This is a genomic window from Kurthia sp. YJT4, from assembly GCF_030219945.1.
Taxonomy (GTDB): domain Bacteria; phylum Bacillota; class Bacilli; order Bacillales_A; family Planococcaceae; genus Kurthia; species Kurthia gibsonii.
On record NZ_CP126689.1, the window covers coordinates 210,661 to 234,476 of the forward strand.

The 23,816-nt window shown below is 37.1% G+C and carries 22 protein-coding genes and 1 pseudogene; 14 read left to right on the plus strand and 9 right to left on the minus strand.

Going from position 1 to position 23,816, the window contains the following annotated elements; all coding sequences use genetic code 11:
• Positions 1-10: 10 nt before the first annotated feature.
• From QN089_RS01085 to QN089_RS01110, 6 genes are all read right to left on the minus strand, one after another.
• Positions 11-1,309, minus strand: coding sequence for a helix-turn-helix domain-containing protein (locus QN089_RS01085; protein ID WP_068456297.1), 1,299 nt, complete (start codon positions 1,307-1,309; stop codon positions 11-13).
• A 92-nt stretch (positions 1,310-1,401) separates the two neighbouring features.
• On the minus strand, positions 1,402-2,037 hold the full coding sequence (locus tag QN089_RS01090; RefSeq protein WP_068456295.1) for a response regulator transcription factor: 636 nt from the start codon (positions 2,035-2,037) through the stop codon (positions 1,402-1,404).
• Complete coding sequence (locus tag QN089_RS01095; RefSeq protein WP_285215756.1) at positions 2,034-3,065, minus strand: sensor histidine kinase; 1,032 nt, start codon at positions 3,063-3,065, stop codon at positions 2,034-2,036. The genes QN089_RS01090 and QN089_RS01095 overlap by 4 nt, the downstream gene beginning before the upstream one ends.
• Complete coding sequence (gene liaF, locus QN089_RS01100) at positions 3,062-3,760, minus strand: cell wall-active antibiotics response protein LiaF (RefSeq protein ID WP_285215757.1); 699 nt, start codon at positions 3,758-3,760, stop codon at positions 3,062-3,064. The genes QN089_RS01095 and liaF overlap by 4 nt, the downstream gene beginning before the upstream one ends.
• Before the next feature lie 118 nt (positions 3,761-3,878).
• The gene (locus tag QN089_RS01105) at positions 3,879-4,505 is read right to left on the minus strand and encodes a PspA/IM30 family protein (protein ID WP_068456286.1); all 627 of its coding nucleotides are present in this window, start codon (positions 4,503-4,505) and stop codon (positions 3,879-3,881) included.
• A gap of 25 nt (positions 4,506-4,530) precedes the next feature.
• Positions 4,531-4,881 (minus strand): lmo0954 family membrane protein, encoded by a 351-nt coding sequence (locus QN089_RS01110; RefSeq protein WP_068456284.1) that lies wholly within the window; start codon positions 4,879-4,881, stop codon positions 4,531-4,533.
• Positions 4,882-5,059: 178 nt separating this feature from the next.
• Between QN089_RS01110 and QN089_RS01115 the strand changes: the two genes are divergently transcribed.
• From QN089_RS01115 to QN089_RS01145, 7 genes and pseudogenes are all read left to right on the plus strand, one after another.
• Positions 5,060-6,145, plus strand: coding sequence for a metallophosphoesterase (locus tag QN089_RS01115; RefSeq protein ID WP_285215758.1), 1,086 nt, complete (start codon positions 5,060-5,062; stop codon positions 6,143-6,145).
• A gap of 83 nt (positions 6,146-6,228) precedes the next feature.
• Entirely contained in the window at positions 6,229-7,050 is an 822-nt protein-coding gene (locus QN089_RS01120) for an undecaprenyl-diphosphate phosphatase (RefSeq protein ID WP_285215759.1), read from the plus strand.
• Between the two features lie 115 nt (positions 7,051-7,165).
• Positions 7,166-7,846, plus strand: coding sequence for a response regulator transcription factor (locus QN089_RS01125; RefSeq protein ID WP_020188981.1), 681 nt, complete (start codon positions 7,166-7,168; stop codon positions 7,844-7,846).
• Position 7,847: 1 nt separating this feature from the next.
• Positions 7,848-9,182 carry a sensor histidine kinase gene (locus QN089_RS01130; protein ID WP_285215760.1) on the plus strand — a complete coding sequence of 445 codons (1,335 nt, stop codon included), beginning with the start codon at positions 7,848-7,850 and terminating at the stop codon, positions 9,180-9,182.
• 10 nt (positions 9,183-9,192) lie between these two features.
• Positions 9,193-9,693 carry a PepSY domain-containing protein gene (locus QN089_RS01135; protein WP_285215761.1) on the plus strand — a complete coding sequence of 167 codons (501 nt, stop codon included), beginning with the start codon at positions 9,193-9,195 and terminating at the stop codon, positions 9,691-9,693.
• A gap of 98 nt (positions 9,694-9,791) precedes the next feature.
• A complete protein-coding gene (locus QN089_RS01140; protein WP_126991003.1) occupies positions 9,792-10,289 on the plus strand; it encodes a PepSY domain-containing protein in 498 nt (165 codons plus the stop codon).
• Positions 10,290-10,456: 167 nt separating this feature from the next.
• Positions 10,457-11,170: pseudogene (locus QN089_RS01145) on the plus strand (undecaprenyl-diphosphate phosphatase); the annotation flags it as partial.
• Between the two features lie 94 nt (positions 11,171-11,264).
• On the opposite strand, the gene QN089_RS01150 reads toward QN089_RS01145, so the two are convergent.
• Positions 11,265-11,453 (minus strand): hypothetical protein, encoded by a 189-nt coding sequence (locus tag QN089_RS01150; RefSeq protein ID WP_068456277.1) that lies wholly within the window; start codon positions 11,451-11,453, stop codon positions 11,265-11,267.
• A gap of 947 nt (positions 11,454-12,400) precedes the next feature.
• Here QN089_RS01150 and QN089_RS01155 point away from each other — a divergent pair.
• The 4 genes from QN089_RS01155 to QN089_RS01170 all read left to right on the plus strand — a co-directional run bounded on the left by QN089_RS01155 (position 12,401) and on the right by QN089_RS01170 (position 17,279).
• Positions 12,401-14,629, plus strand: a complete 2,229-nt coding sequence (locus QN089_RS01155; protein ID WP_285215762.1) for a ribonucleoside-diphosphate reductase subunit alpha — start codon at positions 12,401-12,403, stop codon at positions 14,627-14,629.
• Positions 14,630-14,657: 28 nt separating this feature from the next.
• Positions 14,658-15,698: a ribonucleotide-diphosphate reductase subunit beta gene (locus tag QN089_RS01160; protein WP_068456272.1), complete on the plus strand. Its 1,041-nt coding sequence runs from the start codon at positions 14,658-14,660 to the stop codon at positions 15,696-15,698.
• 162 nt (positions 15,699-15,860) lie between these two features.
• Positions 15,861-16,823 (plus strand): 2-hydroxyacid dehydrogenase, encoded by a 963-nt coding sequence (locus QN089_RS01165; RefSeq protein WP_068456269.1) that lies wholly within the window; start codon positions 15,861-15,863, stop codon positions 16,821-16,823.
• A 12-nt stretch (positions 16,824-16,835) separates the two neighbouring features.
• Entirely contained in the window at positions 16,836-17,279 is a 444-nt protein-coding gene (locus QN089_RS01170) for a hypothetical protein (protein WP_068456266.1), read from the plus strand.
• A gap of 46 nt (positions 17,280-17,325) precedes the next feature.
• On the opposite strand, the gene QN089_RS01175 is transcribed toward QN089_RS01170, so the two are convergent.
• Positions 17,326-18,297, minus strand: a complete 972-nt coding sequence (locus QN089_RS01175) for a hypothetical protein (protein WP_285215763.1) — start codon at positions 18,295-18,297, stop codon at positions 17,326-17,328.
• 177 nt (positions 18,298-18,474) lie between these two features.
• Between QN089_RS01175 and QN089_RS01180 the strand changes: the two genes are divergently transcribed.
• Genes QN089_RS01180 through QN089_RS01190 form a run of 3 tightly spaced genes read left to right on the plus strand, consistent with a single transcriptional unit; the run spans position 18,475 to position 22,337 of the window.
• Positions 18,475-19,941, plus strand: coding sequence for an aldehyde dehydrogenase family protein (locus tag QN089_RS01180; protein ID WP_285215764.1), 1,467 nt, complete (start codon positions 18,475-18,477; stop codon positions 19,939-19,941).
• Positions 19,942-19,953: 12 nt separating this feature from the next.
• Positions 19,954-21,129 carry a saccharopine dehydrogenase family protein gene (locus QN089_RS01185; RefSeq protein ID WP_068456257.1) on the plus strand — a complete coding sequence of 392 codons (1,176 nt, stop codon included), beginning with the start codon at positions 19,954-19,956 and terminating at the stop codon, positions 21,127-21,129.
• Between the two features lie 11 nt (positions 21,130-21,140).
• Positions 21,141-22,337 carry an acyl-CoA dehydrogenase family protein gene (locus QN089_RS01190; protein ID WP_285215765.1) on the plus strand — a complete coding sequence of 399 codons (1,197 nt, stop codon included), beginning with the start codon at positions 21,141-21,143 and terminating at the stop codon, positions 22,335-22,337.
• 100 nt (positions 22,338-22,437) lie between these two features.
• Here the strand turns inward: QN089_RS01190 and QN089_RS01195 are convergent, their stop codons facing one another.
• Entirely contained in the window at positions 22,438-23,808 is a 1,371-nt protein-coding gene (locus tag QN089_RS01195) for a polysaccharide deacetylase family protein (protein WP_068456251.1), read from the minus strand.
• Between the last annotated feature and the right edge of the window lie 8 nt (positions 23,809-23,816).

Below are 23,816 nucleotides of genomic sequence, written 5' to 3' on the forward strand. Positions count from 1 at the left end.
GGCTTTTTCATTATAAGTCTTGCCAATAGTTTCTTCTTTGAATCGTGAGAGCAACTTCATTAGCTTTTTTATAGAGTTTAGCAGCGTCTTCAAACGACTGTTGTTCATAAAAGATATGACCGAAAGCAATGGCGTATTTTTGGACGAGAATTAATTCCTCACATTCTTCAAAGTATGTAATTGCTTCTTCAATGACATCAGGCTTTAGTGATTCGATATGATGCAACATTTGATAGAACCTAAATTGGAAATAGAAGGTTCGATAAAAAGGTGCGTTTAGATGTTCAGATACGAGTTGAATGCCTTTTTTACACCAATATTGAATGAATGTCGGTTGTTGGAGTTTGGAGTACTCTTTCACCATGTTATGAATTGCGGCTAATTTTGGCTCTACCGAAACTGTATGTTCCAAACTTTCACGATAATATTGAATGGCTTCTTTTGATTCACCTGTCAGAGCAGCGTGCTGACCTAATTGTTGAAGAATGGTACCATACAATTCTTTCTTTTCTAATTGAACAGCAAGGTGATAAGCTGTTTGAAGTGCTTTTTTTGCATATTCAAATAAGCCGCTCCGATTATTACAAATGCCAATTTGGATATAACAATTAATAATAGGTGTTTGTAAATTTAGTTTTTCAAAAATCGTGAGCGCGAGATGTGCATGAGAGAAGGCAGCTGAATAGTGATGAATCGTGTACGTTAATTGACTTGAAATAAAATGAAAATTACCAATGAGCCACTCTGGAATCTCAGGTTCATAATCCTGGATGACTTTTTCAGCTTTACTCATAAACTTCATTGCATCCTTATATAATCGATTCTCTAAGCAATAATGGCATGAATTTACGTAGAAAATAAAAAGTTGTTCAGGATTTAAATTATTTAAAACAGAGGCGAATGCTGCTGAAATTTCATCTAAATCGAGAATGGGTTGTTTCGCAATAATGGCGATGCGTTGTAAATATAAATTACATTGATAAAAATTTTCACGTGTTGAAAACTCAATGTTGAATTCATTAAAGTGGTTCCAAACGATTTGTGCGTGTTCAGCGCTATTTAAATGGATAGCATATTGAAATGCACGATGTAGTTCACGAAGGAATTCTTCTTCTTGTGACATTTTTAAATAATGCGTATTTAGATTTAGTTTTTTTAAGAGTGCTTCACGAATGTGATCGCGTGGAATAACATGTTCTTTTTCGATTTTGCTTAAATAAGAAGTAGAGCAAATCCCTTTTGCCAAAGCCTGTTGCGTCATGTTCTGTTTAATACGTTCATTTTTAATAATTTGACTATAATTTAGCATGATGACCTTTCTAAAATAAAATTCTTATATTTATTATAGTATAAAATAAATGAAAAACGTCGAACAATTGTGAGCAATTGTTCGACATTTGTTTATTTTGGTACAAGATTATGTGAAAAGGCATAAACGACTGCTTGTGTACGGTCTTGAACATCTAACTTGGAAAGAATATTACTAACATGTGTTTTCACTGTCTTTAAGGCAATGAATAATGTGTCCGCAATTTGCTGGTTGGTCATCCCTTTTGCCATTAATAGTAATACTTCTTGTTCGCGTTCTGTTAAATCTTCATGTAAGGCACGATCTTGATTTGAACGCATGCGTTGCATCATTTTGTTTGTGACTTCAGGCTCTAAAACGGATGTTCCGCTGTATGTTTTACGAATTGCATCGGCAATTTGCTTCGCATTCGTCGTTTTTAAAAGGTAGCTAATCGCACCAGCCTCTAGCGCAGGATATACTTTATCATCTTCTAAAAAACTCGTCACAATCATAATTTTCGCTTCGGGCCATTGTTTTATAATTTCTGCTGTTGCTTCTGCACCTGTCATAATCGGCATAACCATGTCCATTAAAATAATATCAGGGCGATATTCTAAACTGCGCTCAACGGCTTGTTGACCATTCTCAGCTTCAGCTACGACTTCCATATCGGGTTGTGCCTGTAAGTATGCAGAGACACCGATTCGCACCATCTCATGGTCATCTGCTAATAATATACGAATCACTTTGTTTCCTCCTGTTCTACAGGGATTTGTACTTCGATAATTGTTCCTTGCTCTGGAATCGATACGACTTTACATGTTCCACCAATTTCAACAGCGCGTTCTTCTACATTGCGTAAACCATAAGAGCCAGCATGATCATCATCTTGAATAGAGAAACCAACACCGTTATCTTGAAGACGGAATATGACAAGACCATTGCGTTCTACTAGAAGTAGTTGGACTTCAGTTGCTTTTGCATGGCGCAATGTATTCGATAATGTTTCCTGTGCAATTCTAAAGACATGATCTTCAGCACCTTTTGGGAGCGATACTTCTTCTAGTCTCTCTTGAATGTTAAAGTAAACTTTTTGACGTAGCTCATCGAGTAAATCTTGTAAACCTTGTGCTAGTGATTTATTTTTCAGTGCAATTGGTCGTAAATGAAGCAGTAATGCGCGCATCTCTAATTGTGCTTGTTGGACAATTTTTTCAGTTTGTTGAAGTTGTTTTTGATTTGCCTCAGGCAGTGTTTCACCAATTGTTTCATTCGTAGCCGATAGAAGCATAGACGCTGCGAATAATTGTTGTGATACGGAATCATGTAATTCGCGTGCGAGACGTTGGCGTTCCTGAATGAGACGCTCTTGTACTTCTTTTTCTTGAATATTTGCATGGTCATTCGTTAGACGTTGCAAGCTTTTCTTTTGTGTTTGAACTAAGTCATCAATCGCCTGTAACTTTTTGAAATTCTTTTTAGAGACAGGACGCTTTTTCGTTGTTTGAAATTGACCTTCTAAAATAAGATTTAATTGTTTGGTTAGTTGATTCTCTTTTTGAATGGTTAGGGAATTTGACCACATGGCGATTAATAGACTAAATCCACCGAAGAAAATTAACATCCAAGCGCCATAGGGTAAGTTTGCATAGTTTTTTTCATAGAGCATTTCCCATTGTGTCGAATTTTCGCCCCACAACATATATAAAATCATCGCGAGTAAGGCGAAGGAGATGGTCGCTAAAAAAAGCGTTCGTAAAATTACTTTTGTCATTTTCTAAGCACCTCCAAATCGCCTGAGAAAGAAGAGGCAGCGATAATTAATTCACGTTCAGGGAGTTCATGTTCACGATAACCATCTTTGACAGCGAGTGATTCGTTCCAGAGGCGTGGGTATTTATGTTGCATGATAGTTGCCTCGCCCATTAAAGCATTGTAGTAAATACGTACAGGTATTTCATAAGGAACGACGACGGTTATTTTACCAATCCCTTGACGAATCGAGATAAGAGAAGCCCCTTTCGGTAAGATGGTATCGGTTGTATCAATCGTAATTTGTCCAACGAAATTTTGAACGTGGACATCTTCCCAAACATAAGAAGTGTTAAGTGTATCGTCAAATTGGAAGAAATTATTTTTCTTTTTTCGTTCAAGCGGACGTTCTTCTGTAGAAGAAGTATTCACATGAACAGTAGCGGGTGTGTCTTCACGCATTTTAAGGAGTATATAAATAATGGTTACAAACAATAGAATGCGTAAACTCCACATGGAGAGAACGGAAAGAATGAGTAAACCCAAACCGAGCCAAAAGAATAATTTTCGTTGTTTTTTCATGGATACATAAATGAGTCCAATACCAATCAGTGCAAAAATCATCATGTCACTTCCAAAAAGTATTCCCTCAGCAACGATGCAAAGTAGTGCAGCAAATAGCAAAGTTGTCATCGTATTTGTTTGAATGTGTTTCATCGCCGCTACCTCCATTTCTCGTCGTTCTTTTTTAATACAAAAGAACTGTCCTTCACATCATTTATTATACAGGAAGGACAGTCTATTTTCTTAATTGTACAATAAGCTACAAAGTTTTTTAAGCTTGTTTCTTTTCAAGTGCTTGTAAACGTTGTTCCATTGAAGTAACTTCATGCTCTTGTTCAATTTTTTGACCTAAACGTTCGATATATTGTTCCATTGTTTCGAATTTATCTAGACGTTGATTTTGTTGCCCAGTTGATTCAGGGTCTAATACGCGGTCCATTTGATGATGCGCACGTACAACATTTTCTTTGCCCATTAGTTGTAATTGACGTACACGCATGTCTTTGATTTTGTGTTTCATTTCTTCGAATTTACGCTCTAAGCCGAATAATTCGTTTGTTACTTGTTCAATACTTTGATCAAGTGCTGCGATACGATTTGCGTATGCATTTTTTTCTTGTTCAGCGAATTCAATTAAATCAACTTCGCCACTTGCTTGTGCTAATTCTAGTTGTGCTTGACGTTTTTCGAACATTTCAATTGCTTGAACACGTTCTTTCTCAAGCTTTTCTTTTAATTGACCTTGTCTTTCTAAATACTTACCTGTTTGTTCTGTTTGCTTTTCAGCTTCGCGAATATATTGATTTAACATCGCGATTGGATTTTTTTCCTCTTTTTTATCGAAAAATTGATGTAAGTCTGCCTCGATTGAATATTTTAAACGTTGTAGTAAACCCATTGTTCACTACCTCCTTTTGTCATTATTATTTTTGTAATTCGTTCCACTGTTTTTCAAAGTTTGTGAATGGATCATCTGATTTTTGTGTAAATACAGGTTGAGCTTCTTTTTGATTCCACTTCTTGTAGATGAAGTAACCGCCTGCTACTGCAACAAGTGCCACTAAACCAGGAATATTTGAGATACCTGATGTTAAACCGATGATTCCAACGATTACCCAGACAACTTTTGCAAATGTTGAGCGAGCCTTCAAATAGAAGTGAATACCTGCGTATAAAACAGCAGCAGATATTAATAAACCTGTTAGTGGTCCGAATAAACTCACCACTGTAATACCGATTACGATTCCTAAAAGTGTTAGCCATACTTTTCTCATGTGAAAAGCGCCTCCCTTCTGTTGATACCTTTATGATACGTGGATTTTTAAAGCTTTTTAACCGTCCTCAAAAGGATTTTCGACTAGGACTAGAGACCGAGAACCTATGCGACTTATAGATAGGAATTGTATTTCGCTGTTTAATTATGGCAAAATATAGACACTGAGGAGGAACAACATGAAAAAATATAGTGTATCTATTTTAGCTTTTCTACTATATAGTGCTGTCGTGTTTTATTTAGGTTGGAATGTTTATACATTCTTATATGATTGGTTTGGAGTTACATGGAAAATACCGTTCTATGTAATTTGGTATGTGATTGGATTTAGTATGTTAATCGGACGACTATCACATAAGTTAGATGTTTTCACAATTATTGGCTATTATTGGTTAGCATTTTTTCAATATGGTATATTGCTTTTCCCAATTACGAATCTCATTATTTGGTTAGCGCCAAATAGCTCGAGAGATCTTATTGAATTTTTTGTATGTCAGCTATTCATTCTTATTTTCTTATTTGGTAGTTATTATGCTTATACGCCTGTTACACGTATTAAAGAAATTATCATTAAGAATGACTTATTAGCAGATCAAACACTTCGTATTGTTTTAGGAAGTGATTTTCATTTAGGTCTTGTGATGCCAAAACGTCAATTGAAAAAATTTGTTCGTTTATCAAATGCAGAAGAACCGGACCTTGTTTTTTTAGCAGGAGATTTAGTAGATGATTTACCGTATTGGTATGAAAAGAATAATATGATGGAAGAAATGAAGAAATTAGAAGCAACACATGGAGTGTACGGCATTTTAGGAAACCATGAGTATTATGGTAATCAAATTGAAAAAACCGTTCAGTTAATGGAAGAATCACAAGTGAAAATGTTACTAGACGAGACGATTGAAATACAAGATGTCTGTGTTTTAACAGGACGAGAAGATGTAACGAATAAAAATCGTAAACCACTTGAATCGTTGAAAATGGATTCACCACTCCCATGGTTCATTATGGAACACACACCAAAAGACATCGAAACACCCGCAAAGCTAGGTGCGGACTTACAAGTTTCTGGACATACACATCGCGGTCAAATGTGGCCTAATCAATTACTTACGCGTTTATCATTTCCGTTAGATTATGGCTATAAAAAGGTCGAGCAGTTGCACGCAATTACTACATCTGGATTTGGCTTTTGGGGACCACCTATCCGTACAAATAGTCGAGCAGAATTATGGAGAATCGATATAAAATTTACAAAGTCGTAAAAAAAATAAAGGGTATGTCTGTGCTATCATTTGGGTAATAGTGCAAAGGATACCAAACTTTGCGGTAAAAGGAGCATACGCATGTGAGTGAAATTTTAAAAGCCATTATACTAGGCCTTGTAGAAGGTCTAACGGAGTTTGCACCCGTATCATCTACAGGGCATATGATTATTGTCGATGATATGTGGCTCAAGACAAAAGATTTTTTAGGTAGTTCTTCAGCGAATACATTTAAAATTGTGATTCAATTAGGATCCATACTTGCTGTTGTTGTCGTCATGTGGAAGAGACTACTAAGTTTGATTGGTCTTTATCATATTGAAGGACAAACGAAACACCATCGTTTTAACTTATTACATGTTATTGTAGGGATTATTCCTGCTGGTGTACTAGGTGTGCTTGTTGAGGATTACATAGATGCGCATCTATTTAGTATTAAGACGGTTATTATCGGCTTATTCATTGGAGCCATCTTTATGATGATTGCTGACCGTTTTGCATGGAAGAAACCGCGTGTCATGTCGCTTGATGATTTAACGTATAAACAAGCTTTCCAAGTTGGCTTAGTCCAATGTCTCTCACTATGGCCAGGATTTTCTCGTTCAGGCGCTACCATATCAGGTGGTGTACTTCTAGGGCTAGATTATCGTGTAGCAGCTGATTTTACGTTTATTATGGCTGTACCAATCATGGCGGGTGCAAGTGGTCTATCACTTATCAAGCACTGGAACGAAATTAATCCAGCTGATATGGGCTTTTATGCAGTCGGTTTTATTAGTGCCTTCATATTTGCATTATTATCAATCAAATTCTTCCTGAAATTGATTGACCGCGTTAAACTTGTGCCGTTTGCCATCTACCGTATTGTGGTGGCGATTATTTTAGCGATTATTGTTTTCTTATAATAGAAGAAACTATAAAGAGGTTCGGATGTCCGAACCTCTTTTTTTATGCTTTTTCTCATCGTGTTCTAAGAAATACCTGTTAAAATGAAGAAAAAACACAAGGGGTCGTGAGTCGATGGGTGAGCGTATTTTAATTATTGAGGACGAACAAAAAATTGCACGTGTACTTGAGCTAGAGCTTCAATTTGAAGGCTATGAAACGGGTGTCGCGCATACAGGAACGGATGGCTTAATTTTGTATCGCGAGCAGTCATGGGATTTAATTTTATTAGATATTATGCTGCCAGAGATGAATGGCTTAGATGTATTAAAGCGTATTCGTGCAACGGAATATGACACGCCGGTGTTACTATTGACCGCAAAGGATGCAGTGAGCGATAAAGTGGCAGGGCTTGACCTCGGTGCTAACGATTATATTACAAAGCCCTTTGAAATGGAGGAGCTCCTTGCGAGAATTCGTGTGACGTTACGTTTTCGTAAAAAGGAGGCGCTTGAAGAAGCCGACCCGTATTTATTCACGGCTGGCCAGTTGCGTCTACATACACAAATGCGTGAGGTGACGTGGCAAGGGGAGCCAGTTGAGCTGACAAAGCGTGAATTTGAACTACTAGCCTATTTTATTGCACATCCGAAGCAGGTTTTAACGCGTGAGCAAATTTTAGATGCGGTATGGGGCTATGATTATTACGGGGATACGAATGTGGTCGATGTCTATGTGCGTTATTTACGCCAGAAACTAGAATCCCAACTAATTCAGACCGTACGTGGTGTCGGCTATGTATTGAAGGAGGGGTAGCTTGAAGCTAAGAACAAAAATTCATACGTATACAACAGCCCTCATGCTACTCATGCTCATTTGTACGGATTTAGCTGTTTACTACGTTTATGAAAAGATGACCTATGACAGCGAGGCATCACATGTAATTAAGCGTGGCGAGGATTTGATTACGCTTTTACAAGGAACGGATAATCGCGATGAGGCGACGGAAATGCTACGGGCATATGTGCCGTCAGATGGTGTCGTATCGATTGTACAGCCAGGTAAAAAAAGCTTAACAGTGCAGACAACCTCTGATTTAGAAGATTTTAAACCTACATTTGAAAAAGGTGCTACCTATGCGATTCATTTGGCGGATGATACGCCGTTTATGAGTACGAGCACACCATTTATTTGGGAGAACGGAGAAATTGCGGAGCTTCAAATGTCACAATCATTAGAGGAGACGGAGCGTAATTTATATATGCTGCGACTTGTGTTAACAATTGTGACCGTACTTGCAATGTTGCCAATTTTATTATCGAATATGGCGCTTGCTCGCGTTATTACACAGCCGATTGAGCGTTTGATTCAGACGATGCGCCGAAACAAGCAAACAGGTGAGTTTGAAACATTACCAATCACTTCTAAAGGGCGTGATGAACTATATGAAATGGGTCATACATTCAATGGCATGATTGCACAAATTGAAGAGAATTATCGCAAGCAGGAGCAATTTTTATCTAATGCATCGCATGAACTACGCACGCCGCTGACGATTATAGAAAGCTATGCAAGCCTATTAAAACGACGTGGTACAGCGAATGAGGAAATTACACAGGAAGCCATTGAGGCCATTGCTGGCGAATCAAAACGCATGAAGGCGATGATGGAACAAATGCTTGCGCTCGCAAAAAATAATGAGCAATCAATTGTCTTTGAAGACGTTGATATAAAGAAAATGCTTGAGGAGATGGCAGATCAGCTGACGCAGGTATATGGTGCGCGCTATAGCGTAAGTGCGGACGAGGCATCATGCATTACAGATGAGACGAAGCTCAAGCAACTCGTATTTATTTTCTTAGATAATGCAAGGCGCTATAGCGAAGGCATGATTGAATTGACGGCGACGCGTGAGCCTACGCATGTGCATATTCAAGTACGTGATTACGGCGAAGGGATTCCGGAAGATAAATTGAAGCAAGTTTTTGAGCGCTTTTATCGTGTGAGCGAGGACCGTAATCGCAAGTCTGGTGGTACAGGACTTGGGCTTGCGATTGCGAAAGAATTAGCAACGCGATTACATGTGAAGCTTGAAATTGAGAGCACAGTAGGACAAGGAACAACATTACATTGCTATGTGCCATATGAGTAGGAGGGATTGAATGCGTAAAACACTTATGCTAGTTATTTTAGTGTTAGTTGTGGTGAGTGGGAGCGCTTATTTCGTGTGGGCAGAGACCATTAAGCCAGAGCCTTTATCCCATGAGGAGCTAATTGAGCGTATTCAATTAACATATGATGTGAAGCCGAAGTATGTCGCGCAGGAGGATGACCAGGTTATTTTCCGTTTTAAGAAAGATGGCGTGACCTATAACATGACCGTTGATGAGCTTGATGGACATGTGAATAAGCTAGTGAAAATTGCAGGAAGCTATAGCGCCCCTGAAAAAGAACAGAAGACACCGACAACAAAAGTACTAACAGATGAAGAGGCAATTGCGATTGCAAACAAAGAGTTAAAAGGAGAAGTAGATGCATTATCGTATCGTAGCACATCAGATGGCGGCTATTATTTAATTGAAATTGATGGCGACGAAGCGGAAGCAGTATTCCAAATTCATGCATTATCGGGTGAAATTTTATCGATTACATGGGATGAATGATTTTCTCATCAAATTCTAATGTTTCTCACCAAGCACTCTCATTTTTAACCTTTATAGTAAAAAGTAGCAAGAGGCACAACAAACTAGGAGGATGAAAAATGAAAAAAATATTCACAACGACTGTTTTAGCAACAACAATTGGATTATCAGGTATTGTCGGCTATGCCGCAGCAGGACAAGGTGATGCAACGCCAACGACTGCATCAGCGAAAAGTGTTAGCTTTGCAGAAGCAAAGAAAATTGCACTAAAAAAAGTGAATGGTAAAATCATCGAAGCAGACCGTGACGCAGATGATGGTGAATATGAGTTTGATATCCGAAAAGGGAATTATGTCTATGAGGTCGAAGTAAAAAAACGTACCGGCAAAGCCTATATCACTGATAAAGACTATGAGCCAGTGAAAAAAGCGAACATTTCACGTGCAGAAGCGAAAAAAATTGCGCTGAAAAAAGTACCAAATGCGAAAGTCGTAAAAATCGAATTAGATGATGGCAAATATGAAGTAGAACTTGTAAAAGGAAACTACGAGTATGAGCTAGAAATTAGCGCAAAAACAGGAAAAATTTTAGATTATGAGCGTGACGATCGCGATTAATTGCAACCTTCAAAAACAAGCAAAAAAGCTGTGCCGACGAGGTGCGGCTTTTTTTGTGCAATGTATGTCATTTTCTCATGAATGGAAGAATCACAAGTGAAAATGTTACTAGACGAGACGATTGTAATACAAGATGTCTGTGTTTTAACAGGACGAGAAGATGTAACGAAACAAAAGATTTTTTAGGTAGTTCTTCAGCGAATACATTTAAAATTGTGATTCAATTAGGATCCATACTTGCTGTTGTTGTCGTCATGTGGAAGAGACTACTAAGTTTGATTGGTCTTTATCATATTGAAGGACAAACGAAACACCATCGTTTTAACTTATTACATGTTATTGTAGGGATTATTCCTGCTGGTGTACTAGGTGTGCTTGTTGAGGATTACATAGATGCGCATCTATTTAGTATTAAGACGGTTATTATCGGCTTATTCATTGGAGCCATCTTTATGATGATTGCTGACCGTTTTGCATGGAAGAAACCGCGTGTCATGTCGCTTGATGATTTAACGTATAAACAAGCTTTCCAAGTTGGCTTAGTCCAATGTCTCTCACTATGGCCAGGATTTTCTCGTTCAGGCGCTACTATATCAGGTGGTGTACTTCTAGGGCTAGATTATCGTGTAGCAGCTGACTTTACGTTTATTATGGCTGTGCCGATTATGGCGGGTGCAAGTGGTCTGTCTCTATTTAAACATTATCAAGATATTAATCCGGATGATTTGAATTTCTATATTGTTGGTTTTATTAGCGCATTCATCTTTGCATTGCTATCGATTAAATTCTTCTTAAAGCTAATCTCACGCATCAAGTTAATGCCATTTGCAATCTATCGTATTGTATTAGCAGCAGTATTAGCTTGGATTGTTTTCTTTTAGGAGAAGTGGCTTCGACATATGTTATATGTCGAGGCTTTTTTATATGAAAAAGGCTTGAATACAAAAAGTATCCAAGCCTTATTATAAATAAAGATTAGCCTTGTTCAGAGGCTTTTTTCGCTTCAAGTACTTTTTTTCTTTGCACGAAAGATAAAATAATGAGTGTGAAGGCGATCAATGAACCAATTAAAACAACGTATAATTTTCCAACAATCAAAGATGTGACGAATGTGATTAAAAAAATCATAATCGCAACAAATTGTATTCCGTAAAACGATGGCATTCTTTTTCACCTCAATTAGTTATATAGGATTAATAATAGTACAGCTTTTCCTCATGTGCAATTGAATGAACCAATTTATCGAAAAATGTTCACGATTATCGAAGCTTTCTTAAAAAGATAAAAAAGACGTAAAATGTATATTTTATAAGGAATGATAAAGATATGAGAAGAAGAAAAGTCAAGTAACTTTTCATTGTCGAATCCGTAACAAAAATGAAATTTCATCGATTCCTAAATGTATAGACTAGTTTAGCACGCTTAAATACTCTATAATAAGAAAGTTAGTCTTTGAATCAAATTTATTTTTTTGAAATAAATTTATTTCATATAAAAAAATAGTATAAATAACAAATAAAGTGTTTTTTTACAATAAAACGCTTTAAACAATTGAAAATATAGGTGAAATAAAAAAAGATTATTTTTTTAACAAAATAGTTCAAAATGCAAGTGTTTTTTATAGTGGATTTTCGACATATCAAAAAAGCGATATGAAAAAAAATGAAAATCCGTCTAAAGAATTTGTTTCTTTTGAGGGGACGAATTTTTGTAGGCCTTTTGCTATGATTTTCTTCAATTTCGACTTTAATCTTGAATCAACCTTTTCGATTATGTTAGATTAGATAAAGAAGAAAACACAAGATATTTGAAAAAAAAGTTGAGGGAACACAATATATTGTGTTGACAACGTTTTGGGCACATATTCACTAATAATCGCTCATTTATATTATTTTTTTTTGTTTAACTTCGTAAATTACAGGATAAAAAGAATTTTAATCATACATGTAATCAACACAACATGACGATTTTTCAGATGAAGAATGGATGCATGTCAAAATGGAACAGTGAATCATATTCTGCTGGATATGTCGTTTACTGTTATTTTATTTGCAGCTGTTTTGAGGAGTTCAATGGGAAAATAGTCAAAAAATAGAAGGAGTCGTGGTCTTATGGTACAAATGATGACACAAGGTAGAGAAGCTTTATTAAAAAAATTAGAAGAACAATATGGTCGTGAAGAAATTAGTCCACTACTACGCAAGCATGAGCGTTTCATGTCAAAACATCCAGATGCAGATGATGCAGAATGGACAAAAGCGTTAAGCTTAGATGCTTTAGGTATGTTGGATGAAGACGAGTCATTTTGGACATTTGTAGCTGCACGTCTCCTATTAGTAGAAACGTATAAAGAAGCGGCGGATAAACGTGGTGTTGCGAATATTGATGAGGTTTATACAGCATTCCCAGAACAAATCGAAAAATTAGTAGAACGTGGTTTATATCATTCGTTCCTAATCGAAAAATACACAGCAGAAGAGCGCCAAGCAATTGCGAACTTACTTAACCCAGAAAAAGATGAATTATTCACATATATTGGTTTAAAAACATTATTAGATCGTTATGTTGCACGTGATTTCGATAAAACACCTTTAGAACTTCCACAAGAGCGTTGGTTAGTCATTGCAATGACATTAATGCAAGATGAGAAAGTAGACCGTTTAAAGAAGATTGAAGAAGCTTACTGGGCTATGAGTAGCCTATACATGACAACTGCAACACCTACATTATCAAATGCGGGTAAAACACATGGTCAACTATCTTCTTGTTTCATTGATACAGTAGACGATTCGCTACAAGGTATCTACGATTCAAACACAGATGTTGCAACACTTTCTAAATTTGGTGGTGGTATTGGTATTTACATGGGTAAAGTACGTAGCCGTGGGTCATCAATTCGTGGATTCAAAGGGGCATCATCAGGTGTTATTCCTTGGATCAAACAATTAAACAACACAGCAGTATCAGTTGATCAATTAGGTCAACGTCAAGGTGCAATCGCTGTTTACTTAGATGTATGGCATAAAGATATCTTCCCATTCTTAGATTTAAAACTAAACAATGGTGACGAGCGTATGCGTGCACACGATATTTTCACTGGCGTATGTTTACCAGATATCTTCATGGAAGCTGTAGAAGCGCGTGAAGAATGGTACTTATTCGATCCACATGAAGTACGTACAGTAATGGGCTTTGATTTAGAAGATTCATACGATGAAAAACGTGGCGAAGGTTCATTCCGCGAAAAATACTTACAATGTGTAAACAACCCAATTCTTTCACGTGATACAGTGCAAGCAATTGATATTATGAAACGTATTATGCGTTCACAACTAGAGACAGGTGTACCATTCATGTTCTACCGTGATGAAGTAAACCGTCAAAATGCAAACAACCATGAAGGTATGATTTACTCGTCTAACTTATGTACAGAAATCATGCAAAACATGAGTGCAACAACATTTGAATCTGTAACATTAGAAGACGATGTGATTGTGACACGTCGTAAACCTGGAGATTTCGTTGTATGTAACTTATCTTCAATCAACTTAGGTCGTGCTGTACCAGAGGATGTTTTAGAGCGTCTGATTCCAATCCAAGTACGTATGCTAGATAACGTAATTGAGTTAAATACAATCCCTGTAGCACAAGCAGAGCGTACAAACTCTCGCTACCGTGGTATTGGCTTAGGAACATTCGGTTGGCATCACCTATTAGCGAAAAAAGGTATCGCTTGGGAGTCAGATGAATCAGTTGAATATGCGGATTCACTATATGAGCAAATTGCTTACTTAACAATTAAAGCATCACATGAATTAGCAAAAGAAAAAGGTTCATATCCTTTATTTGAAGGTTCTGACTGGGCAACAGGTGCTTACTTCGATAAGCATGGTTATGATAGCGAACAATGGAACGAATTACGTACGAATATCGGTGAATTCGGTATGCGTAATGGTTATGTGATGGCAGTTGCACCAAACTCATCAACATCAATCATTGCAGGTTCAACAGCAAGTATCGATCCAATCTTCCAAAAGTCATACTCTGAAGAGAAGAAAGATTATAAGATTCCTGTAACGGTTCCGGATTTAGATGAAAAAACAACTTGGTACTACAAATCAGCATACTTCATCGACCAAAACTGGACGATTAAACAAAATGCTGCACGTGCGCGCCACATTGATCAAGGTATTTCACTAAACCTTTATGTTCAAAACACAGTAAAAGCAAAAGATTTATTAGCATTACACTTAAATGCTTGGAATAGCGGCATCAAAACAACCTACTATGTACGTTCTACTTCTGTAGAATTACTTGAATGTGAGTCATGCGCAAGCTAATGTAACGAAAATAGGGAGGAAGATTTGAATGACTGAGATTAAACGAAGAGCACTAATGGATAAGGAAGCACCAAACCGTTCTACAGCAATCGTGAACGGTCGATCTTCCAACATTTTAAACTGGGATGACGTGCGTTTTAGCTGGGCATACCCAAAATATAAAAAAATGCTTGGTAACTTCTGGACACCATTTGAAATTAATATGGGTACAGATGTAAAGCAATTTTTAGATTTAACAGATGAAGAGAAGAATACATTCAAAAAGATTATTGGTTTATTAGCGCTACTTGATAGTATTCAAACAGACTATGCTGGTAAAGTAGCCGACTACTTAACAGACTCTAGTTTGAATGCGTTAATGATTATTTTAGCGCAACAAGAAGTAATCCATAATCACTCGTATTCGTACATCTTATCAAGTCTTGTATCAAAAGATGAGCAAGATCGTATCTTTGATTTCTGGCGTACAGAGCCAGTTCTTGAGAAGCGTAATGACTTCGTATTAAAAGGTTATAAAAATTTCGCAGAGAATCCAACAATTGATAATATGTTAGATTCAATCGTGTACGATGTGATTTTAGAAGGCTTATTCTTCTACTCAGGATTTAGCTTCTTCTACCACTTAGCACGTAATCAAAAGATGGTTGCGACAAGTACAATGATTAACTACATTAATCGCGATGAGCAATTACACGTAGACTTATTCGTTAAAATTTATAAAGAGTTACTAACAGAGTATCCAGAATACGATACACCTGAACGCGCAGAACGTGTACAAAACATCTTCCGCGAAGCAGCAGCTCTTGAAATCGAATGGGCGAATGAAGTAATTGGTACGAAAATCGATGGTTTAGACGTAGAAGATGTAGAAGACTACATCTACTTCTATGCGAATGTTCGTTGTAACCAACTTGGTTATGAGCGTCCGTTTGAAGGCTACCGTAAAAACCCATTAAAATGGATCAAAGCGTACGAAGATGTTGACTTAGGTAAAACAGACTTCTTTGAACAAAAATCACGCCAATACGTGAAAGTAAACGTACAAGATAACGGTTTCGATGATTTATAAGATTTAAGTAAAAACCTCAGCATTTTCATGTGCTGAGGTCTTTTTTTGTGAAATAAACCTTATATTATATCAATATAAAATATGGGAAATACTTAAAAATTTGGGAAGGTATCTGAATTGTGATACAATTTAAAAAAAGAAAGAAATAAAGGGGTTTTGAGATTGAAGCCAATTCTTTGGATTACATGTAAATTACCAGAAGAGATCGTTGAGCCATTAAAATCATGGGCAGATGTACGTGAGTGGCCTACTGTTGAAGTCAATATGCCACACGAAAAACTAGAAGAAATTATTCAAGAGGCTGATATTTTATGGACAATTATGGATAATCGAGTTTCACGCGAGTTATTACAAACAGCTAAAAATTTAAAATTAATTTGCAACTTAGCTGTCGGTTATAACAACATCGATGTTGAAGCTGCAAAAGAATTGGGGATTGCTGTGACAAATACACCAGGTGTTTTAACGGAGACAACAGCAGATTTAGCATTTACACTAATGTTAATCACAGCTAGAAGAATAATCGAAGCAGCGGATGAGGTACGAAACGGTGATTGGACGTATTGGGGTGTAAATCATCTAGCAGGTCGCGATGTTCATGGTGCTACGCTCGGTATTATTGGAATGGGACGAATTGGTGAAGCCTTAGCACAACGCGCAAAGGGCTTTAACATGGAAGTGCTTTATCATAATCGTCGTCGTAAACCACAAGCGGAAGAAGCCTATGGTTTTAGCTATCGTGAATTAGATGCTTTACTACAAGAGTCAGATTATGTAGTTGTTTTAACACCGATGACACCTGAAACAAAGGGACTAATCGGTAAACGTGAACTACAGTTAATGAAAAATACGTCGATTTTAATTAATGTGGCACGAGGTGGAATCGTTCAAGAAGATGCACTATATGATGCATTAAAGAATGGCGAAATCTGGGCAGCAGGAACAGATGTGTTCGTTCAAGAGCCTGTACCAACATCACATCCACTCCTTACACTGAAAAATTTCGTTGCACTTCCGCATATCGGTAGTGCAACACTACGCACGCGTAAGGAAATGATGGAGATGAATATTGAATCCATGCACGATTATTTAGAAGGGAATCCGATTCGACACCGCGTTGTTTAGGGGGAGTCAATAATGAAGTTACCACCAGGTATTACAGGATTCTTTGATGGAAGTGCATCATTTCAAATGGTGGACTCAAAAAAGTTCCGTTCGATTTGCTATGAAGTTTCGATGCATCCAGCGATTAAATTATTAACCATTCAAGAAGCAACATATCCTGTCAATTATATGTGTGCCAAATTTGTTTTTTATAATGAACCCATTCAAGTTGTAATGAATGCTTATTATCCTTTATTCACAACAACGGTCATTGCAGAAGACGGACATTTTGTATTTTGTGATTTACCAGAGGAGTTTTGTCTATTTGAACAGCACTATCAATGTATTACGGTAGAAGATTTGGAACGAATGATTGAAGAACATTACTTGGAGCAACTATCCGAAGTAGAACGCGAGCAAGTCGCATTTTGGAAGCCTGAACGATTAGGTGAAGTTATATTTAATGCGTGGGATTAGCCCATAAAAAAAGGTCGATTCATCAATAAGATGGATGGACCTTTTTCTATGGATAATATTTTTCTAGGTTCATTAGAATTTCGTTTCTTAGCTGCGCTAACTCAGGATATTGATAGAAGAATAATACTTTTTCATCTGCGCGAGTATGGCTAGAGGGTTTAGTGGAAAGAATAAAATACATAAAAGATTCTGCAAAATCTTCAGTAGGATGACTTGTCGCATATTCTGTAACGAATTCATCAGCGTGGAGTGTGTAGAAGTGGGTTTGAACGGTAGGATCGGTTTCGATATTTTTTAATTGCTTCCAATGTTGCATGACATCATATTGCCAAAATTGCTGATAGAAATGATAGAGGTAGGCATCTTGTTTTAAACAACCTTCGCCGGGATCATAGGTTTTACACACATTATCATGCGAGTATTCAAAAGAATTAAGCGAAAATAGATGACCATATTCGTGAAGAATTGTTGCGTAAAGTCCATTTAAATTTTTAACATCACGATAATCAAGAGCCAGTGTCCATTTGTCTGGATAATCCATTTGCTGCACATAACCGAGGGTATTGTCTTCACCATCTGTGAAAATTTTAAAATAGGCGACCATTTTTCGATTTTCTGATGGAATTAAATTTGCAAAACGTTTCCAAAGCTCATGTTGTTTTTGTTTATTCTCAATAATATTTTGATGCGCTCTTTTTTTTGAAGACTTTATCATATGAATTTGTTCGTCTTTAATTTCATACGTTAAAATATCTACTTCTTTTTGAGAGAAAGGTGCAGTCAAACTATCAATCTCTTCATAGAGTAAGTCGCCATGCTTTTGTTCGAGTTTTTTAACGATTTTGTCACCAAGCTTTGTATCAACTTGTCTCTGATGAATTTTTTTAATAGGAGGTGTGGCAGTATCTTGGAGTGTTTGAATAGCTTTTTGTGTGGGATGATTGATTAAACTAAAAATAATGACGATGAGCATGAGGCTCAGTAAGAGAGGCAAACCGAACTTTATATGCCGATTCACTAACGTACCTCCTTTCTATTTATAAGGTTCTTTTATCTAATTACCCGATTTAAAAATGTTTAGTATATTTTGATAAAGGAAAAACATTTTGTAGAAAAAACTTTCTTCAAGAAGGATATTTTTGCTTTTTATAGAATTTGTTGATTAAGAGCGAAAATAGAAGATGGGGGTGTTTCGTTGGATATTAAACACTATGTAAACGGTCAATGGATCAAAGAAGAGTCAATGCATTGTATTCCAGTTTCAAACCCTGCCAATGGAGAAGTAATAACGAACGTACCGATGGCTTCAAAAGAATTAGTTCATGAAGCGATTCAACATGCAAAACATGCACAAAAAGAATGGGCAAAAGTACCAGCACCCAAAAGAGCCGACTATTTATATGCAATTGGTGAACGGTTGCGAGATGAAAAAGAACGACTAGCTAGAATTTTAACGATGGAAATGGGAAAAGTAATTGAAGAAGCACGTGGTGAAGTACAAGAAGCCATCGATATGGCATTTTATATGGCAGGTGAAGGAAGACGGTTATTTGGTCAAACGACGCCTTCTGAATTACCAAACAAATTTGCAATGAGCGTACGTGCTCCAATCGGTGTAGTGGGTCTCATTACACCATGGAATTTTCCAATTGCGATTGCGACGTGGAAGTCATTCCCAGCGATTGTCGCAGGTAATACCGTTGTTTGGAAGCCATCTACCGAAACACCACTTATGGCATATGAGTTAGCAAAAATTATCGAAGAAGTGGAATTACCAGATGGCGTCATCAATATTGTATTTGGAGGAGGTAGTGACGTAGGCTCTCTACTCGTAGAACACCCAGATGTACATGTTATTTCATTTACGGGTTCTACTGAGACAGGGCGAAAGATTGCGGAGCTTGGAGGCAAACACTTAAAAAGGGTCTCACTCGAAATGGGTGGGAAAAATGCCATTATCGTGATGGAAGATGCCGATTTAGATTTAGCTGTAGAAGGCATCATTTGGAGCGGATTTGGAACATCAGGTCAGCGCTGTACAGCTTGTAGTCGTGTCATCGTACATGAAGCTATAAAAGAAGAATTAGCTGACCGGTTAATCACTGCAATGGAGTCATTAAAGCTTGGTAATGGATTAGATGAAGGTGTGCAGATTGGCCCAGTTATTCATAAATCAGCCCTTCATAAAATTCATAGTTATATCCAATTAGGATTACAAGAAGGTGCAACTTTATTGAAAGGAGGTCGCATAGCTGATTTTGAATCAGGTCATTTTTACGAACCTACTTTATTTACAGATGTAAAGCCGCAATCGCGTCTCGCACAAGAAGAAATTTTTGGTCCAGTCATTTCAATGATTGCAGTTCAAAATTTAGAAGAGGCGATTGAAGTGAATAATTCAGTGAAATATGGTTTATCAAGTTCAATCTTTACACAAGATGTAACAAAGGTATTTCAAGCACAACGCGATTTAGATACAGGTATTGTTTATGTGAATGCAGGAACAACTGGAGCAGAAATTCATTTACCCTTTGGCGGAACAAAAGGAACAGGTAACGGACATCGTGATTCTGGCATCCAATCCTTAGATGTTTATACGGAATGGAAAAGTATTTATGTAGATTATAGTGGCACACTTCAACGTGCTCAAATCGACAATTAAGGGGGCATTCAAATGAAAGTGACAATTCTAGGCGCAGGTTTAATGGGAAAAGAAGTCGCACGTGATCTAGTGAATAGTTCGAATGTAGATAAAGTTTATTTAACTGATATTGATATCGAAAAGGTCCGTACGTTTGTGGAACAATTAAATAGCGATAAAATTGAACTTTTAACAGTTGATGCTTATGATGACGAACAGTTATGTGAAGTGATGGGAAAAGCAGATGTTGTGGTGAACGCACTATTCTATAAATTTAATGTACGCGTTGCAAAGTTAGCGATTGAACTTGGCGTTCATTTAGTTGATTTAGGTGGTCATATTGGCGGTATAACAGATGAAGTTTTAAAACTAGACGAGGAAGCGAAGAAAAAAGGCGTGACGATTATTCCAGATTTAGGTTTAGCACCTGGTATGACAAATATTTTAGCTGGATATGGTGCTTCTAAACTAGATCGTGTGAATGCAATTAAAATTTATGTAGGTGGCATCCCAGCTTCTCCAAAACCACCACTTGATTATAGCGTAGTGTATTCTTTAGACGGTGTATTCGATCATTATACAAAACCCTCTTTGATTGTACGAGATGGGATGATTCGTGAATTACCTTCTTTATCTGAAGTAGAAAATCTCTATTTCCCAGGCTTTATTGGTTTAGAGGCGTTCCATACGAGTGGCGGTCTTTCAACACTTGCGCGAACATTTTCTAAATTACACACATTAGAATATAAAACGATTCGTTACGCAGGACATGCCGAACGCTTTAAATTACTTGTCGATTTAGGACTTACACAAAAAGGTAATGAAGTGGAAGTAGACAATGGTATTACCGTAGATATGCGTGAAGTGATGAAACAATATTTAGAGAATAAATTAAGTTTAGGCGACCAAGAGGATGTTGTATTACTTCGTGTAGAAGTACATGGTGAAGCAAATGAAGAGAGAGTTTCATTCGAATACGATATGGTAACCTACCGTGATAAAAATAGTGGTGAAACAGCGATGGCACGAACGACTGCTAACACAATTTCAGTTGTAGCGAAGTTAATTGGGGATGGTACGATTACAGAACGCGGTGTTATTCCACCAGAATTAGCAGTACCAGGAGAAAAGTATATGACGGAGATGAATCATCATGGCGTAACCATCACAGAAACCATGCTCATGTCGACAAATATTATTAAAGGATAGGGGAGATCGTCATGAATTTTCAATTCTCGGATGAACAAAATATGTTACGCCAGACAGTACGTCAATTTGTAGATGCAGAGATTATGCCTTATATTGCGGAGTGGGATGCGACAGGTGGATTTGATCCAGCTATTTGGAAAAAGCTAGCTGACCTAGGTTTACTCGGTATATGCATACCCGAAGCATACGGTGGAAGTGGCATGGATTATAATGCATTGGCGATTGCCTGTGAAGAACTGGAGAGAGGGGATACAGCTTTTCGGACAGCTGTATCTGTTCACGTAGGATTGAATAGCATGACTTTATTACAGTGGGGAACGGAAGAACAAAAACAAAAATATTTAGTTCCTCAAGCAAAAGGTGAAAAGATTGGTGCATTTGGTTTAACAGAACCGGGTGCAGGATCAGATGTAGCGAGCATGCAATCACATGCAACATTAGAAGGAGATGTGTATCGCTTAAATGGTCAAAAAACATGGATTTCACTTTGTGATATTGCTGATCACTTTATTGTATTTGCCTATACGAATCCAGCGTTAAAACATAAAGGAATTTCAGCATTTATTGTAGAGCGTGGTATGGTTGGTTTTTCTTCAAAAGCTATTAAAGGAAAGTATGGGATTCGTGCTGGTAATACAGGAGAATTATTCTTTGATGATGTTCTTATCCCAAAAGAGAATCTTCTTGGCCAAGAAGGAGAAGGTTTTAAAATTGCGATGGCAGCACTTGATAATGGACGTTTTACAGTAGCAGCCGGAGCAGTCGGGTTAATTGATGCGTGTATTGAAGCGAGCGTAAGTTATTGCCATGAACGTGAAACATTTGGACAAAAGATTGGTGAGCATCAATTAGTTAAACAGATGATTGCACGTATGGAAGCAGGCTATCAAATGAGTCGTTTACTTGTATATCGTGTAGGCGAGATGAAAAATAGCGGTGTACGTAACACGCGTGAAACGTCTCTTGCGAAGTGGCAAGCATGTGACTTTGCGAATCGTGCGGCAGATGATGCAGTTCAGATTCATGGCGCATATGGTTATTCAGATGAATATCCTGTTGCACGCTATTTACGTAATTCAAAAGCGCCTGTTATTTATGAAGGAACACGCGAAATTCATACACTCATGCAGGCAGACTATGTACTTGGTTATCGTGAAGACCATCCATTATCACATATGTTACCGAAGTGGGCAGGTACTAAAGAATAATGTAGAAAAGGATTGCACGATTGTGTAGTCCTTTTTTAATTTGTAAACAAACAAAAAAGAGAGAAGTCGGTTGAATGACCTGACTTCTCTCTTTCAGTTATTACTTTTTATAAACTCTTTTTTCAATGCTTAGCATTTCAGAAGCTGTTACAAATGTATAACCTTGTTGTTTTAAGTAACGAATCACTTGTGGCAATGCTTGAGCTGAACTTGCATGAATGTCATGCATTAAAACAGTTGTATATTGTGATTTTTGACTTTTCACATTCGCTAATGTTTGTTGTGGATTATGATGTTTCCAATCAAGTGTATCGACATTCCATAAAACAACTGGCATTTTTGCGATTTTTGAAACATTCGCATTGTAAGAGCCATAAGGTGGACGGAATACGGTTGGGTTTTTACCTGTTGCTTTTTTAATGGCCTGATTGGTTGTTTCAATTTCTTTTTTCACGTTTGCATTCGATAGTAATACTAGATTTGCATGTGTTAAGGAGTGATTACCAAGCTCATGTCCTTCATCTGCAATTTGTTTCACCATTTTAGGATTTGCGCGTGCTTGTGTACCTACCATGAAGAATGTTGCTTTAACCTTTTCGCGTTTTAAAGTAGCTAAAATACTCTTTGTAGATGTCGTATTTGGCCCATCATCAAATGTAAGAGCAACCGCTTTTTTCGGAATAGGTTTCTTTTTCTTTTGAATAATTTTCTTAACAGGTATTTGGAATTCTTTTGCTAAAGAAGAATTAATATTCTGAAGTGGTAAAGTAATTGTTATTGGCTGGTTAAATGAAGATGTAAAACTATCGGGATTTAAATAGAAGTATAAATTTTGATCATCGAGTGCAAAGTTTTCAAAATGACTAGCTTCTTGGTTGATTGCTAAGTCTTTTTGTTGACTTTTATTGAAATTTTGTACTTCTTTATGTTTTGCCAGTTCTTTTTGTGATAAATTCATAATATGTGTTAACTGCTCACCAGAAGGTATAACTTCCTTAATATCAATTAACTCATTCGCTGGCTGATCCACTGTAAACGTAATGAATTTTTGATCTTTTTTCTGTTTATCCTCTTGTAAACTTTGAGTTAAAACAAATGAATAAAGATCCTTATGTTTCAATGTCATGTACGTCACATGCATCTGTGCATCTTTTGCGTATTTCCCTTTGAAAAAGTCTGTTTTCATCTCTTTAACGGCATCACTGATAGCTGTATTCAGTTCAGAAGATCCTGTTTTTGGGTACTGAATTGTATAGCTACCTTGTTCTGTTTCATTTGTGACCGTCACCGTTTTAATAAATGGGTTGTCTGTTTCAGCTGTAGAGGTGTTTTCAGTTGAAGCGGCTAAACCCTTTTCAGAAGGACTTTTCAAGTTTAGCATGTATACTACAGCGAAAATAATAAGAGATAATAGTATACAAACAAGTAGTGAGTCAATTAATAATCTGTTTTTGAATGGTGAAGATTTCATTTTTTTTG